Annotated in this window: 16 protein-coding genes; 1 reads left to right on the top strand and 15 read right to left on the bottom strand. The window is 36.4% G+C overall.

Annotation, left to right across the window (positions count from 1 at the left end; translation table 11 throughout):
* The first annotated feature begins 1 nt into the window (after position 1).
* Positions 2–382 carry a hypothetical protein gene (locus ACWNCI_RS13760; protein WP_449388732.1) on the top strand — a complete coding sequence of 127 codons (381 nt, stop codon included), beginning with the start codon at positions 2–4 and terminating at the stop codon, positions 380–382.
* 233 nt (positions 383–615) lie between these two features.
* On the opposite strand, the gene fabF is transcribed toward ACWNCI_RS13760, so the two are convergent.
* From fabF to ACWNCI_RS13685, 15 genes are all read right to left on the bottom strand, one after another.
* On the bottom strand, positions 616–1,857 hold the full coding sequence (gene fabF, locus ACWNCI_RS13755; RefSeq protein WP_449388731.1) for a beta-ketoacyl-ACP synthase II: 1,242 nt from the start codon (positions 1,855–1,857) through the stop codon (positions 616–618).
* Positions 1,858–2,283, bottom strand: a complete 426-nt coding sequence (locus ACWNCI_RS13750; protein ID WP_449388730.1) for a PaaI family thioesterase — start codon at positions 2,281–2,283, stop codon at positions 1,858–1,860.
* A 7-nt stretch (positions 2,284–2,290) separates the two neighbouring features.
* Positions 2,291–3,559 (bottom strand): acetyl-CoA C-acetyltransferase, encoded by a 1,269-nt coding sequence (locus tag ACWNCI_RS13745; RefSeq protein WP_449388729.1) that lies wholly within the window; start codon positions 3,557–3,559, stop codon positions 2,291–2,293.
* Positions 3,560–3,569: 10 nt separating this feature from the next.
* Entirely contained in the window at positions 3,570–4,175 is a 606-nt protein-coding gene (locus ACWNCI_RS13740; RefSeq protein ID WP_449388728.1) for a TetR/AcrR family transcriptional regulator, read from the bottom strand.
* Positions 4,176–4,384: 209 nt separating this feature from the next.
* On the bottom strand, positions 4,385–4,804 hold the full coding sequence (locus ACWNCI_RS13735; protein ID WP_346983795.1) for an OsmC family protein: 420 nt from the start codon (positions 4,802–4,804) through the stop codon (positions 4,385–4,387).
* A gap of 85 nt (positions 4,805–4,889) precedes the next feature.
* Complete coding sequence (locus ACWNCI_RS13730; RefSeq protein ID WP_449388727.1) at positions 4,890–5,756, bottom strand: helix-turn-helix domain-containing protein; 867 nt, start codon at positions 5,754–5,756, stop codon at positions 4,890–4,892.
* Positions 5,757–5,872: 116 nt separating this feature from the next.
* The gene (locus ACWNCI_RS13725) at positions 5,873–8,545 is read right to left on the bottom strand and encodes a TonB-dependent receptor domain-containing protein (protein WP_449388726.1); all 2,673 of its coding nucleotides are present in this window, start codon (positions 8,543–8,545) and stop codon (positions 5,873–5,875) included.
* 108 nt (positions 8,546–8,653) lie between these two features.
* Entirely contained in the window at positions 8,654–9,019 is a 366-nt protein-coding gene (locus ACWNCI_RS13720) for a hypothetical protein (protein ID WP_346983799.1), read from the bottom strand.
* Positions 9,020–9,038: 19 nt separating this feature from the next.
* Positions 9,039–9,677 (bottom strand): hypothetical protein, encoded by a 639-nt coding sequence (locus ACWNCI_RS13715; RefSeq protein WP_449388725.1) that lies wholly within the window; start codon positions 9,675–9,677, stop codon positions 9,039–9,041.
* A gap of 68 nt (positions 9,678–9,745) precedes the next feature.
* Positions 9,746–10,432, bottom strand: coding sequence for a response regulator transcription factor (locus tag ACWNCI_RS13710; RefSeq protein WP_042721576.1), 687 nt, complete (start codon positions 10,430–10,432; stop codon positions 9,746–9,748).
* A gap of 92 nt (positions 10,433–10,524) precedes the next feature.
* The gene (locus ACWNCI_RS13705; protein WP_449388724.1) at positions 10,525–12,072 is read right to left on the bottom strand and encodes a sensor histidine kinase; all 1,548 of its coding nucleotides are present in this window, start codon (positions 12,070–12,072) and stop codon (positions 10,525–10,527) included.
* Between the two features lie 342 nt (positions 12,073–12,414).
* Positions 12,415–12,759 carry a hypothetical protein gene (locus ACWNCI_RS13700; RefSeq protein WP_449388723.1) on the bottom strand — a complete coding sequence of 115 codons (345 nt, stop codon included), beginning with the start codon at positions 12,757–12,759 and terminating at the stop codon, positions 12,415–12,417.
* Positions 12,752–14,803, bottom strand: a complete 2,052-nt coding sequence (locus ACWNCI_RS13695) for a S9 family peptidase (RefSeq protein WP_449388722.1) — start codon at positions 14,801–14,803, stop codon at positions 12,752–12,754. The genes ACWNCI_RS13700 and ACWNCI_RS13695 overlap by 8 nt, the downstream gene beginning before the upstream one ends.
* An 86-nt stretch (positions 14,804–14,889) precedes the next feature.
* Complete coding sequence (locus ACWNCI_RS13690) at positions 14,890–15,630, bottom strand: uroporphyrinogen-III synthase (protein WP_346986623.1); 741 nt, start codon at positions 15,628–15,630, stop codon at positions 14,890–14,892.
* 11 nt (positions 15,631–15,641) lie between these two features.
* Positions 15,642–16,310, bottom strand: coding sequence for a DUF4271 domain-containing protein (locus tag ACWNCI_RS13685; RefSeq protein ID WP_449389499.1), 669 nt, complete (start codon positions 16,308–16,310; stop codon positions 15,642–15,644).
* Positions 16,311–16,316: the final 6 nt, after the last annotated feature.

Genomic DNA, 16,316 nt, shown 5'->3' with positions numbered 1-16,316 from the left:
AATGGAACAGAATCCGGAATTTATTGAAGCGATAAGACTAATAAATAGTCCTGATGGAAGCTGTTTTTTTGAAAAAGGTAAAATTCCTGTTTTAAAACCAATACATACCACTTCTTTCTGGATCAGCAATACAATTGAAGAATGGGAAAAAGCTGAACATGCAGCACCAAGAAAACAGTTTGTCGTTACTTTAAAAGGAAAAATAAGATTTAAGGTAAGTGATGGTTCAACATTTATTATCAAACCCGGAATTATTCTTTTGGCTGAAGATGTAGAAGGAAAAGGGCACAGCTGGGAGTTGGAAGAAGGAGAAAAATGGGAAAGACTTTATATTCCGGTTGCTGATAATGGAGAAAGTTTTTTTATTCCGGATCCTAAGTAGAATTATTTTTTAATTGATTTATAAAAAGCAGTCATTTTTGACTGCTTTTTTCGTTAAAATTTTTGCAGGTATTCTGTCATTTTGTTTTTTGCCTCTTCAAGATTACAGCTGGTTCTTGCGATTATTTTACTTTAATTGCGGGCTAACTTACAAAAAACTTCTATATAAAAATCCCTGCGTTTTAAAAACACAGGGAATAAGATTTAAAATATATCATTTAAGCTGATTAATAATTAAGAAAACTTCTTGAAAATCACCGTAGCATTATGCCCTCCAAAACCAAAAGCATTACTTAAAGCGTAATTGATATTCTTCTCTTTAGCTTCTCCAAAAACGATATTGAGATCTTTCGGGATATTTTCATCAATGCAGTGAAGATTGATCGTTGGAGGTATAATTCCGTTTTCAATAGCTTTAATGGAAAGAATTGCTTCCGCAGCTCCGGCAGCACCCAATAAGTGGCCTGTCATCGATTTCGTAGCACTGATATCGAGGTTTTTACTTCCCTTAAATAATTTATTAATACCATTCAGCTCTACAAGATCTCCCATCGGAGTGGAAGTTGCATGAGGATTAATATAGTCAATGTCTTCCATATTAATCTGTGCTTCCTTTAACGCCAGTTGCATGGCTTTTATGGCTCCGACACCATCGGGATGAGGTGCTGTCATATGATAGGCATCTGCTGTCATTGCGGCTCCTACAAGTTCTGCGTAGATTTTTGCTCCTCTTGCTTTAGCGTGTTCATATTCTTCCAGGATTAATGATCCTGCGCCTTCTCCCATGACAAAACCGTCTCTGTCTGCATCATACGGACGGCTTGCGGTGGCAAAGTCATCATTTCTTGTAGACATGGCTTTCATAATCGAAAACCCTCCTATGGATGCCGGCGTGATGGCAGCTTCAGAACCTCCACTCACAATAACTTTTGCTTTCCCGAGTCTGATATAATTAAACGCATCCATTAATGCCGTATTTCCTGTCGCACAAGCAGAGATTGTTGTATAGTTGATTCCCTGAAGCCCGAATTTCATGGAGATCATTCCCGAAGCCATATTGGCAATGAATTTTGGAACAAAAAAAGGATTAAATCTTGGAGTTCCGTCTCCTTTTGTAAATTCCATCACTTCGCTCTCGAAAGTCCACATTCCGCCTTGTCCGGTTCCCCAGATAACACCGGTGTCGAAAGGATCCATATTTTCCAGTTCAAGACCTGAATCCTTCAGGGCTTCAGCAGTTGAATACATCGCATACTGTGAAAAAAGATCGCTTCTTTTGATTTCATTTTGGGTTAAATGAACTTTAGGATCAAAATTTTTCACTTCACAGGCAAAATGCACTTTAAATTTTTCCGTGTCAAAATGAGTTATTTTATTTGCTCCGCTTACCCCGTTGATGCTGTTTTTCCAGAATTCTTCGACATTGTTTCCCAAGGGAGTTACAGCGCCGAGACCTGTAATGACCACTCTTTTCATTTAGTTGTTGATTTTGAATAAATTAGAGGTTCCTCTTGCAATCAGGCGAGTTTTGTCTTCGTTCCATATCTCGCATTGTGCATTTACAAATTGTTTACCTCTTTTAATAATTTTTGTTTCTGCTACAATATTATCATTTTCTTTTGCAGTTGAAAAATAATCAATGACATTATTGATTGTGGTGATGAAAGAAGTTTCATTTAAAGAAAACATAGTAGCTCCTATTATATCGTCTACAATGGCTGCGGTTATGCCGCCGTGGAGATTTCCGACAGGGTTCAGCCATTCTGCTCTTACTTTATACTGAAATTCCACCTGTCCTTCCTTTGCAGAAAGTATAACCGGGTTGAGCCACCTCATAAACGGAGATGGGGATTGGGTAAACTCCTTTCCGATGAATTGCTGTAATTGTGCTAATCTGTCCATATCATTTTTATTTTTCTAAAATCATTGTAACACCCTGACCGCGTGCAGCGCAGATGGAAATAAATCCTTTTCCGCTTCCTTTTTCATTTAGCAGTTTGGCTAATGTTCCGATAATTCTGCCGCCAGTAGCTGCAAAAGGATGTGCTGCTGCTAAGCTTCCGCCTTTTACATTCAATTTATTGCGGTCAATTTTTCCTAATGCTTTTTCCAGCCCGAATTTTTTTGCCAGATCATTATTTTCCCAGATTTTTAAGGTAGCTAAAACCTGTGCGGCAAATGCTTCATGAATTTCGTAATAGTCAAAATCTTCAAGGTTCATACCTGCTTTTTTCAGCATTCTTTCAGCTGCGAAAACCGGAGCCAATAACAAATTCTGTTTATTTTCAACATATTCGATGCCCGCCACTTCCGAGAAAGTGATATACGCCAAAATCGGTAAATTATTTTCTTTTGCCCAATCTTCACTCGCCAGCAGAACTGCTGAAGCGCCATCCGTAAAAGGTGTTGAATTTCCGGCTGTCAATGTGCCGTTTTGTCTGTCAAAAGCTGGTTTTAAAGTAGCTAATTTTTCTAAACTTGTATCACGACGAAGATTATTGTCTTTGTCCAGTCCGAAAGCAGGCGATATCATATCGTCAAAAAATCCTTCATCATAAGCTTTTGCCATATTTCGATGACTTTTAAATGCCAGTTCGTCCTGTTCTTCACGGGATATTCCATAATACTTTGCAGTAATTTCTGTATGACCGCCCATCACCAGACCTGTTTTAGGTTCCTGACCTTTGTATGGAATCGGCATCCAGTCTTTTAATTGCGGAGTTAATAGTTGTTTTACTTTTCCAAAGACAGATTTTTCTTTATTGGCTTTTAATAAAGCTTTTCTTAAATTTAAAGACGTTTCAAACGGTATGTTGCTCATCGCCTCAACACCACATGCAATTCCACTTTCAATCTGACCTAAAGCGATTTTGTTTCCGATATAAACGGCCGCTTCAATACCTGTATCACAAGCCTGCTGTAGATCACAAGCCGGAGTTGCAGGATCAAGATCCGTATTCATAACAGTTTCTCTGATGAGATTGCTCTCGGAAATATGCTTGATCGTTGCACCTCCCGCAACTTCTCCTAAAAGTTTTCCTTTAAGGTTGTAACGGTCAATCAAACCATTCAAAGCAGGAAGCAATAGATCCTGATTTCCTTTGTCTGCGTAAGCTGTATTCATTCTGGCAAACGGGATTCTGTTGTATCCTACGATGGCCACTCTTTTTGTTTCCATAAAATGAAGTTTATGATGGGTGTTTGATTAGTTCGTTATTAATAATATTAAGAATTCTGTCTAAAGCCTGATTGAGAAATTTTTCTTCTCCGGTTGTTTTAGAAAGCAAAATGCCTCCCTCAATCAACATGACAAATAGTGAAGCGTATTCTTTGGCATCAGCATTTTCATTTAACTCTTCAGCTTTTTGTCCTTGTGTAATGACTTCTGAAATTTTGATCATCCATTCTTCAAAAGACTTTTTAACTTGATTTTTTAGGTCAGGGAAAGTATCATCAGCTTCGGTTGCGGCGTTCATCAAAGGACATCCTCCATTGATAAATACCGGTTGCCAGTTTTTCCTGTAAAATGAAACAAAAGCCTGCAGCTTATCAATGGCAGTAGGAAATTCTTCACTGAAAGAACGCGACATGTTTTGCTTTAATAATCTTGCATTGTACTTGTACACTTCAAGGGCGACTTCGTCCTTATTCTCAAAGTTTCCGTAAATACTGCCTTTCGTTAATCCTGTGACTTCCGTAATGTCTGATAATGTCGTAGAAATATACCCCTTGGTATTGAACAAAGATGCTGTTTTCTCAATGATAAATTGCTTCGTCTTTTCTGCTTTTGACATTTTTTAATAAACTAGGAAACAAATATACATAAAATATACCAATCGGTATATTTTGATTAAAGATTAAACATGGTTTTAATTTATAAGCATGTGCCATTAAATGTAATGAAATGATTTTTAGGTTTCGGCTAAAGCCAATCTGATTGATTTTAAATGAAAAAAAAACGGGCTAAAAGCCCGTTCCTACTAATGATTTAAACTTTATAGTTTTAGTTCTCCAAAGTAGCCTCTAGAGTAATCTCAAAGTTAAACGCAGCACTTACCGGGCATCCTTCTTCGGCGATTTTAGCATATTTTTGGAATTCTTCTTCCGAAATTCCGGGAACTTTAGCGGTTAAAGTCAGTTCAGATTTTGTAATTTTTCCGATGTTCGGATCTAAAGTGATAACTGATTTTGTCGTTAGTTCTTCTGGAGTAAAACCTGCCTGAGAAAGTTCAGCGCTCAATTTCATGGTAAAGCATCCTGCGTGTGCTGCAGCCAGTAATTCTTCAGGATTTGTTCCTACGCCATCCGCGAATCGGCTGTTGAATGAATACTGAGTCTGGTTTAATGTAGTACTTTGTGTAGTCAGATGTCCCTTTCCTTCTTTGATGTTACCGTTCCAAACGGCTGTTGCGTTACGTCTCATAATACTTTAATTTTTTTGTTAATATTGTTTGTTTGATGTTACAAAGATATATCAGATAGCATTCCAAATAAATACATAAAATGAACTAAATGTTGTACTTTTTTCCCGGAATGTAATTTTTCTTAAAATTTGTAGGCGTGCTTCCGGTTTTGTTGGTAAAAAGACGATTAAAATAGGCCGGATCATCATATCCCAGATCATAAGCAATTTCTTTAACAGGTTTATCCGTGTAAATAAGAAGTCTTTTTGCTTCCAATAGAATTCTGTTGATGATCAATTGATTGGGAGATTCAAGATGTAAGCTTTTAAATCTATGAGCCAATGTCTTAGGAGCCATATGAAGAAGATCTGCATACTCTGAAACATTGTGTTTTTCTCTGAAATGAATTTCCAGATATCTGCTGAAGTCCCGGAAAATATCAATTTCATTATTTGGAATTTTCAAGATATCATTATCAAGATTCTGTTTTTTCCAGTTTCTTGTAGCACGTATAATGATCTGTTTTACGTACGTTCTGATCATTTCTTCTGCAGAAGAATCTTTCCATTCAAGTTCATCTTTAATGCTCTGAAATAAATTTTTAATAATGAAGTCTTCGCTTTCCTCAAGCTCTACAAAAGGGATTTCAAAAACATTATGGAAAAGAAGACCATCACACGCAACTTCCTTATCATGAATCTGGATACAGTAAAAATCACGGTTATAGAAAAGCAAAGTTGCATTTTCTTTAGTTTTTGAAATTTTTATGTGCTGATTGGTCAGGAAAAAAAGACTTGGTTTTGCCGTTTTAAAATGATTAAAGTCTACAGCAATCTCAGAACCGGATGGAATATATAAAACTTTGATATCATAACGAAACTTATTTCCGTTGAAGGCATCAAGAAGATTTTCAGAAAGATTTTCTATACCGAGCTTCTTGTAATGATCTTCAAAAATAAGTGACTGTGACATAAATTTACTTTATGATAAATATACAAAAAAGCATGATTTTAATGAGTAAATTATTAAAACCATGCTTGTGTTAATTTGAAAATAACTCAAAATCTACAACTCTCAAACCCTAAAACTTAGAACGTCACATCCAGTCCGACATAAAAATTAGCTTTCATAATCGGAGCGTAAACCATTCCGCCGTCAAAATAATTTCCGAAAGGATTTTTTACGTCAACAATTGCATTTTTCTGATAATAGGAAGTTAGATTCTCACCACCCAGATAAGCTCTGATTTTTTTGTTGAAATTTCTCGAAATCTGAGCATTTAAAACAGCATAAGATGGCGAATATGTAGGTAATTGAAATGCGTCAGGATTTGCTGATGTGTCCGGTAGCCTTTGTTTTCCAACTAAATTTAAAGTCGTATCAAAACTCCAGAAACCACCATTATTATTTTTGTTTGTAGAATAAGCTACATTTACGAAACCTCTGTGTTTGGCCATGAAGGGAACTTCTCTTCTTCCGTTAAGATAATCAGCCTGTACATCATAATATTTGTACGCCAGCCTTACGTCGAAATTTCTGAAAGGAGTAAAATCCAACTGCGTCTGAAAAGAATTGGCAAATGATTTTCCGTCTAAATTATAGAACGTCAGTTGCTGAGGCGAGCGGTCCAGGTCTACCATCACCTGATCCTGAAAATCTGTTCTGAAAAAATCGGCTACAATGGTCGATTTTCTTCCGAAAAGTTTAAATTCCTGTTGCAGGCTTGCCCCATAATTCCATGCGATTTCCGGTCTTAATCCGTAAATATTTCCTCCATTTTCAAGAATCTGAATATTCCTGTTGGAAGCAAAATATTGCTGACTTTCTGCAAAAACATTCGCTGTTCTGAAGCCTCTTCCGGCAGAAAGTCTTACAATGGTCTGAGGAGTGATGTCGTATTTAAAATTTAACCTTGGCGTAAATTGGGTTCCTGCCAGATTGTGAAAGTCAACTCTTGCACCTGCTACCAAAGTATATTTTAAGCCCGTTAAAGTGTATTCTGCGAAAGCTCCCGGAACAATTTCATTTCTTTTAAAATTTCCGGTTAAATAAGTTTCGTCGTAACCGTCATACATGAAACTCGCTCCTGCTTTGTACTTGTGATTGGTATTGCCTAAAATACTTTCAAAAATTAAATTTGAATAATAGGTTTGCTGCTTTCCGGAATAATTTCTAAGACCGAAGAAACTGTCCTGCTGATGAAAAGTGTACTGGTTCATCCAGCCTAAGCTTTGGTAAGGTTTTCCTTTAAAAACGTATCCTGTTTTATTCCAAACCTGAAATCGTGAAATATCAATCCCTACACCGTATAGTGACTGTTGATTCTGCGGAATTTTTTTATCAAATCCTGCCTGGCCTGCTGTTCTTTCATCTTTGATAAAGTTGATTCCGAAATGAGATCCGAATCCCGATTTTTCAAGATCATTATAATTGAGTAAATAAGCCGCATTCAGTTGTGTGCCTTTCGGCCTGTCCAAAAAGCCGTCATTATTCATATCTGTATCCCCAAAAGTTCCGTTACCGTGAAGAAGAAACGTCTGCGACCATTTGTCATCGATTTTAGAGACACTGGTGATATTAGCTTCCGTTCTTCCGTTGAAATCTGCAAAAAGATTGAGCGATGTTTCAGGTTTTTCTGAATTTTTTAATAATTCTGTATTAATTTGCCCTGTAATACTTTCGTAGCCGTTCGTCACAGTGCTTCCGCCTTTGGTGAGCTGAATGCTTTCGATCCATCTTCCGGGAATAAAACTTAATCCGTAAGCAGATGCCAAACCTCTTACTTCAGGCAGAAGTTCTTTTGTTAAGCTTGTGTATTTCTGGTCTAAACCTAACATTTTTAGCTGCTTGGTACCTGTTACTGCATTACTGAAAGAAACATCTACCGTGGCATTGGTTTCAAAGCTTTCGGATAAATTACAGCAGGCCGCTTTGAGTAGTTCTTTTTTATCAATATTGAAAATTAATCCTGCTTCTTTTTTACTGAGTGAAGTTGATGCCTTTCCGCCCGTTATTGTAACGCCTTCAATGGCTTTTTCATTTTGATTTTCTGTGTTGATAATTCCATTTTTTGTATGTTCCGATTGACCATTTTCTTCTAAATGAACTTTCGGATTTGCTTCACCAAATGGGATTTCTCTGTCGTAAAGACAGCAGGAAGGCAAATTTTTATAAGTACTGTCGCTGGATTTGTACTTTTCATTGTCATGTCCTACATCAGCGATTTTCTTTAAAATTTTATCAGCTGAAGTTTTTCGCGCATCAAAATTTAATATGACGGTCTGTTTTTCAGCGTCCCATTCTGCAAGGTCTGCTCCGGCATCTTTTGCTGCTTTTTCGATTCTTGCCTTACAGGATTCACAATTTCCCTTCACATAAAATTCATTCTCTTTTTTTGAATGGATATGATGACCTTCATTGGCAAATACTTGATCTCTGTCGTAATGACAGCAGGCGGGAAGGGCATTATAATCATTCTCGGAGGCTTTAAATTTCTCACTGTCATGCCCCGCTTTTGCGATTTCTTTTAATATATCATCTGTAGAAATAACGCCTTCAGTTTCTAATGTTAAAGTCTGTGAGTCAATAGAATAATCTGCTTTTTTAGCGCCAGCTTTTTTCGCAGTAGTTTCGATTCGTTCTTTGCACAGTTCGCAATTTCCTTTTACTTTAAATTGGTTCTGAGTAAGATTCTGCGCAAATATAAATGGTGTAAATAGTAAGAATATACCAAGAATAACCTTGGAAATATATAATTTCATTTTGTTTAAAATTTAGATTAATTTAATTAATGTAACAATTTAACAATGTAATAATTTAACAGTCATTGGTAGATTGATAAACTGGTACATTGTTGCAATTCTTTTAAATTAACCTATTTTCGGCGGTTGCCAGATTTCTTTTAAACGATCAAAAATATAAGGATCCGAATACTGGAATTGTAGATTTTTGTTGGCTTTATAATAGGAAATATCCATTTTAAAACCTTTGGAAAAAGGAGTTTCTATAAAGCTGTAGCAGGTAGCGCAAGATGAACAGCAGTCGTCATTGCAAGATTTTTTTTGCTTTTTGTGATGATTCTCTTTTGAGTTTTCTTTGTGCTGTTTTTTGCAGCAGTCACTTCCGGAGCTTTTCTTGCAGCATGATTCCTGCATGTTCTGAGCATAAAAATTATCCTTAGGAATAAGAAAAATTCCCAAGCAGAAAATAATTGTTATGATCTGAACTAATTTCATTGTTGCAAAAATACAAAAATTATGGTAAAGGTTCACCAACTTTTACGCCACAATTATGCCAGGGTTCACCATGAGACGGATTTAAGGCTGGCTTAGGTCCTGTCGGAGCCGGAGTCGGATTTGGGGCAGGTGTGTTTTGGGCAATAACCTGCGTCGGTTGTGCAGCCGGAGCCGGCTTGCTGTTCAGTGGCTGCCCAACGGGAATGTCGCATCGGTGACCGGGTTCGCCATGGGGAGGGTTCATTCCTTTAGGTGTTTTTATATTCTTAGTTTTTCCGGTATTATCTACAGAGAATTTTCCCGGTTGTAAAGAATTAGGATCAATCTGAATGGGCTGGGTCTGATTTGCTGATGGATTCGGATTTTGTTGTGTTGAAACGGGTTTACTGCTTAAAGGCTGTCCCACAGGAATGTCACATCTATGTCCGGGCTGTCCGTGAGGCGGATTCATTCCCGGTGGTGTAACTGCTGTTGGCTGAGCATTCGGTGTTACCGACTGAACTCCTGCCTGATCCAGAAGGGACGGCTTGGGTGTTTGATTTACCGCAACTGGCTGCTGAACACCTGCTTCTTCTTTTAAGTAGGTTGCTCTTTCATCTTTTTTGCAAGAAATCGTCAATATGGAAATCGCAAGTATGCCAAATAATGTATTCTTCATATAAAACAAAATTAGCAAAACATTTTTAATTGCTTTGCTAATTTTATATTTAATAGGGATTTTTATAATTAATTTTTAACTAAAAGTCTGAATCCTTCACCGTGAACATTGATGATTTCCAATCCTTCGTCATCTTTCAATAATTTACGGAGTTTTGCGATATATACATCCATACTTCTTGCCGTAAAGTAGTTTTCTTTTTTCCAGATTTTTCGCAATGCTAAGTCTCTCGGCATGAAATCGTTTCTGTGAATGCAAAGAAGTTTCAGCAGTTCGTTTTCTTTAGGCGAAAGTTTATATTCGTTGTCACCGACTCTCAGTTGTCTCAACATAGAATCAAAGAAAATATTGCTGATTTTGAACTGTTCCTGCTCCTCATTTTCCAACGTAGAACTTCTCTGGAGAATTGCTTTTATTTTGTATAAAAGTAGCTCTGTATCGAAAGGTTTTGTTATGTAGTCATCCGCGCCCAGCTGATAACCTTTCAGGATATCTTCTCTCATATTTCTGGCGGTAAGAAAAATGATCGGTGTATTTTTATCAATCTTTTTTACGTCTTCAGCTAATGAAAATCCATCTTTCTTTGGCATCATCACGTCGAAAATACAGATGTCGAATTCATTCTCCGTAAACTCCTTTAATCCCTGTTCGCCATCCATGGCAAGTGTAACTTCAAAATTATTTATGGTTAAATAATCCTTTAATACTGCCCCGAAACTCTGATCGTCTTCTACTAATAATATTCTGTTGCTCATAATTTTAATAATTTAGAATTAAAATTTTAATAATAAGAATGATTATATCACTCTTTTCTTCCTATATTTTGTTTATTGGTTTGATTTTTAATTTAGCTCATCGGCAGCTTTATGGTAAATGTGCTTCCTTTTCCTTTATGGGAGTCTACCAAAATCTGTCCTTTATGTAGTTCTACAATTTTTTTCACATAAGAAAGCCCTAATCCCTGGCCTTTTACATTATGGATATTTCCGGTTTCTTCCCTGAAGAATTTCTCAAAAATTTTCGTTTTATTCTGTGTTTCCATTCCCATTCCTTTATCAGAAACTTCAATGACGTACAGGTGTCCTTCATTTCTTGTTTTTATACTGATTTCAGGAGTTTCAGGAGAATATTTGTTGGCATTATCCAGAAGGTTCACCAGCATATTCGAAATGTGAAATTCGTCAATTTTAAAGTTGTATTCCGTTGCATTGAATTCCTGCTTAAGGCTTCCGTTTCTTTGCTGTACGATGAGATTGAAGGATTCTGTGGTCTTTCTGATTAATTCCCTTACATTGGTTTCTTTTAAAAATAATTTTACTTCGTTTCGTTCCAGTTTCGACATATTTAATACATTTTCCACCTGCTTTTTCATTCTCAGGTTTTCCTGTTTTATCAGCTCGGAATAGTATTTTACTTTGTCTGGATTTGTTGCAATTTTATCATTCGCCAAAGAATCTGTTGCTACGGAGATGGTGGCAAGCGGAGTCTTAAACTCGTGGGACATATTGTTGATGAAGTCTGTCTTTACTTCGGCCATCTTTTTCTGTCTCATCATATAATTAATGGAAATAATATAAATTCCCAATATCGTAAGCAGGGAAAGGAAAGTTCCCAAAAGCATCGGCCAGTTGTTCATCGCCAGAGAATATTCTTTTTTAGGAAAAACCAAGGCCAGTGTATAAAGTGTTCTTTCTTTTGAATCTGTAAAAAGCGGATAGCTGTAGGTATTGTTGTCTTTCTTTTCTTTATATAAATTATTAACGACGCTTGTCAGTTTGTTGTTTTTATCGGTAATTCCATATCCGAAAGTTGCTGAGATGCCTCTGATTCTCAGTTCTTTTGTGATTACAGAATCAAGAACTTTTTCGTCTACTCTTTTGGTGATAGGCAGATTATTTCCGTTGACTTTCACAAATTCCTTCATGGCATAATCACCGTTTTCGATGTCACGGTTGATATCCGTCGTCAGAAGTTCACGATTGGTGGTATCTCTTTTTATTTTGTAAGCTGCTTCGTCAGAGTATAATGTAGTCAGTTTCAGCGAATCTCCTTTTGCGGAAATGGGAAGCTGATTTTTCTCAATAATACTTTTTGAATAGACAATCTGTCTCTGCGTTCCTGAATCTTCTACCTGCTGTATCGTAGTTAAAGAAGGTTGGCTGCCACTGGCAAGAATGCTGTTGCGGAAATCCTTGTTTTCAACATTCAGGTATTTGTCGACTTCCGCCTCACCAACGATTTTTGATGTGTTTTCCAGCGCAGAATACACTTTAGAGGAGAAATCCTGATCCAACGCACCGTAATAACGTTTCAGCCAATAAAACTGCAGCGTAACGAAGACAATCAGTGAGATCGTCATAAACACTGATATTATTGGGATGAATTTATTATTCATTATTTATTTCAGTTTAAAAAATAGAATGTTAAAATTAAATATTTTATGACTTCATAAACAAAAAACGAGCCATAAAATTGTATAATTTTTCTTAAAAAGCAGTTTTTTAACATTTATTTATAAATTATTAACTGCCTGTTGTGTAAAAAGGCTGTCCAATAAATAAAAAAGCGGATTTGTATAAATTAGTCTAATCATATTTTTTAACAAATGGATTTAATTTTTAATCAAAAATTAATCGAGCTTTTATTTTTAAAATAAAACGTTAGTGCTAAAAAATGGAAAGTAATAGTACTCTCCATTTTTGTGATAATTTAATATTTAACGATCGATGTTTAATTCTCAAAGTAATTCCTCATCCTGAAAATACTGAATGATCGCCTTTTTCATTAAAAGTTGCTGTTCATTTGGCTTCAGTTCCGGAAGCTCTTCCAGTTTTTCAAAATGCGGATATCCGTCGTCGTCGTAATGCGAAAATTTATAATATCCGAAAGGTTCCAGCAGTCTGCATACTGCGATATGGATTAAATTTACCTTGTCGTCTTTTGTATATTTCTGCTGACCACTGCCCAGTTCCTGAAGACCGATTAAAAAAAGGTAGGTTTCTATGGGAGCATCTTTTTCCGTATCAAAATTTTCAATGAAAAATTGTTGTATTTTCTGCCAGTATTCTCCTTCGTTAATCATTTCTTTTGTTTTCTAATTTTAATAAAAACGCATATTCCAATGCATCTTCCTTCAATGATTCAAACCTTCCGCTCGCACCGCCATGCCCCGCGCTCATGTCTGTTTTGAAAATGAGAATATTGTTGTCCGTTTTCAATTCTCTCAATTTTGCAGTCCACTTTGCCGGTTCCCAATACTGAACCTGGGAGTCGTGTAATCCTGTTGTAATCAGTATATTAGGGTAATCTTTGGCTTCCACATTATCGTACGGCGAATATTCTTTCATGTAGTGATAATATTCTTTATCATTAGGATTTCCCCATTCGTCGTATTCTCCGGTGGTTAAAGGGATGGTTTCGTCCAGCATTGTTGTCACAACATCTACAAAAGGTACCTGCGCTACAATCCCGTTGAATAAAGTGGGTTCGTAGTTCATCACAGCTCCTACCAATAACCCGCCCGCGCTTCCACCCATTGCGTACAAATGTTTTGAAGAGGTGTAATTTTCTTTAATCAAAAATTTACCGGCATCAATAAAATCAAAGAATGTATTTTTCTTAAACAGCATTTTTCCGTCTTCATACCATTCTCGTCCCAGATATTCACCACCACGGATATGTGCGATGGCATAGATAAAACCTCTGTCCAGAATCGATAATCTTACATTAGAGAAACTTGCATCTACCGTATGTCCGTAACTTCCATAACCATACAAAAGTAATGGGGTGTCTGCAGATTTTTTCGTGTCCTTATGATAAACCAGTGAAATTGGAATTTTGGTATTTCCATCTCTGGAATTTGCCCAAATTCTTTCGGAAATATAGTTTTCAGGGAAAAAATTTCCTCCCAAAACTTCCTGTTGTTTCAGAAGTTTTGTGGTTTTTTCCTTCATGTTATATTCGTAGGTCGAGCTTGGCTGTGTTAAAGAAGTGTAGCCATAACGCAAAACTTCCGTGTCGAATTCAAGATTTACACCAATATAAGTGGTATAAGTAGGATCCGAGAAAGGCAGATAATGAGATTCCTGCGTTTTTTCGTCAATGATTTTTATCTGTAATAAACCTTGCTCTCGTTCTTCGAGAACCAGATAATTTTTAAAAATCTCAAAACCTTCCAGCAAAACTTCGGGACGGTGGGGGATTACATCAACCCAGTTTTCCATTCCGCAATTGTCGATTTTTGTTTTTACAATTTTAAAATTAAAAGCATCATCGGCATTGGTAATGATGTAAAACTCATCTTCGTAATGTTCTACAGAATATTCCAGATCGTCAATTCTCGGTTGAATAATCGTCCAGTCTGCAAAAACATTATCAGAAGGAATAAACCTGTGTTCATCGGAGATTGTGCTTGAACTTGCAATGAAGATGTATTCTAAAGATTTTGTCTTAAAAACATTCACATCAAAAGTATCATCCTTTTCATGGAAAATTAAGACATCTTCCGACGGATCGGTTCCCAATTTGTGTCTGTAAACCTGAAAAGCTCTCAGACTTTCATCTTTACGGATGTAGAAGGCGTGTTCATTATCATTTGCCCAAACCGCTTTTCCGGTGGTATTTTCAATTTTATCAGGAAGGATTTCCCCTGTTTTTAAATTTTTAAAATTGATGGTATAAATTCTACGGCTTACATTATCGGAAGAGAAAGAAGCAAGTTCATTATTCGGAGAAACAGCGACACTTCCCACTTCGAAATATTCCTGTCCTTCTGCCAAAATATTCACATCAAGAATGATTTCTTCCTGACGATCTAGACTTTGTTGCTTTCTGCAGAAAATAGGATATTCTTTTCCTTCCTCATAGCGTACGATGTACCAATATCCGTTGAAGAAATACGGTAAAGATTCGTCATCTTTTTTGTAGCGGGCTTTCATCTCTTCGAAAAGCTCTTCCTGAAACGATTCCGTATCTTTCATGATGAAATCTGCAAACGCGTTTTCTTCTTCAAGATATTTTATGACCTCTGGATTTTCTCTTTCGTTGAGCCAGAAATAACTGTCAACTCTTTTATCACCGTGTATTTCAAGTACTTTTTCTATTTTTTTTGCCTTTGGAGCTTCCATTCAATATTAATTCTTGTTCAAATTTAGTTAAAAAAAAACCATCTTTCCTTTATGAAAAGACGGTTGCTTTATTTTTATATTAAAGCTTACTTGTGAAGCGTTTTAACGTATTTTTCCAGTGCCATGGTCATAGAAGGCGTTTCCTTCGTAGGTGCCATTAGATCTACTTTCAGTCCGGCTTCTTCCGCTGCTGCTAAAGTTGTCGTTCCGAAAACACCGATTTTTGTATCTTCCTGTTTGAAATCCGGGAAATTCTGCTGTAAAGATTTGATTCCCTGTGGGCTGAAGAATATCAGCATGTCGTAATCCTTCACATTAATATCCGTAAGATCACTGCATACCGTTCTGTACATGATGGCTCTTTTCCAGTCTACATTAGAAGCTTCCATTGTTTTTACAATATCAGGACTCAGAACATCCGATGAAGGCAAAAGGTATTTTTCTGTCGGAAATTTTTTAAATAAAGGAAGAAGATCCGAGAAATTCTTTTCCCCGAAACTGATCTTTCTTTTTCTGTAAACAATATGTTTCTGAAGATAATTGGCGATCGCTTCCGACTGGCAGATGTATCTCATCGTGTCAGGAACCGCAAAACGCAGTTCTTCCGCTAATCTGAAGTAATGATCAATCGCATTCTTACTCGTGAAAATAATTCCGGTATATTGCGTAAGATCGATCTTCTGTGTTCTCAATTCTTTATTGTCAACTCCTTCGACGTGGATGAAAGGACGGAAATCAATCTTTATCTTTTCCTTCTTTGCAATATCCAGGTACGGAGACGACTCACTTGGCGCTGGTTGAGAAACCAATATAGACTTTATTCTCATCATTGACAGTATTAAAAAAACAATAATTTCCAAAGCAACAAAAGAGGTGCAATTTGGAGGGTGCAAATATACAAAAATTTATAATACCATTTTTCAGGTAAGATGTTGTTCTTGTGAAATAAATAGAAAAAAAGCTTGAAAATGAATACAAAAGAAAAAAAGTAAAAATAATACAAAAACATTTTATTTCTGTCAATTGGGAAATAATAGTGGGTTACACATAAAATTATTAACAGAAAAGACAGGATGAAATAAAATTTTGTAGAGGTAAAATAAAAAACAGTCCACTTTTTTCCGTCGCCGGTACTCTGGAAAAATAAAAATCCCAATCCGGACTTTACCATATAAAAAACGACAACGGCAATGAAGCAAAATCCAAATTTATTCAGCTGATATCCCAGAATCTGCATGTCTGCAATATATTTCGGAACAGTAGGAATATACTGTGAGATCAGTACGGATAAAGTGAGAGCGGTCACACATGAAGTGATCGCCCAACTCGGGAGATTATTGCTGGCATCAAAATATTTCTGAATCAGAAAGTCTCTCAGATTGGCTTCTCTTTCAATGATGTTCATCATAAAAAGGTATAAAAAGATGCAGGCCAACAATATAAAAATAACCCAATCGTTGTTCTCAGGTATTCTTACATGATTTATAAAATGTTGTGATATCGGCAAAGGAGT

The organism is Chryseobacterium lineare (genome assembly GCF_977014045.1).
The sequence above is the reverse complement of the archived record's forward strand: the minus strand, read 5'-3'. Positions and strand labels throughout refer to the sequence as shown.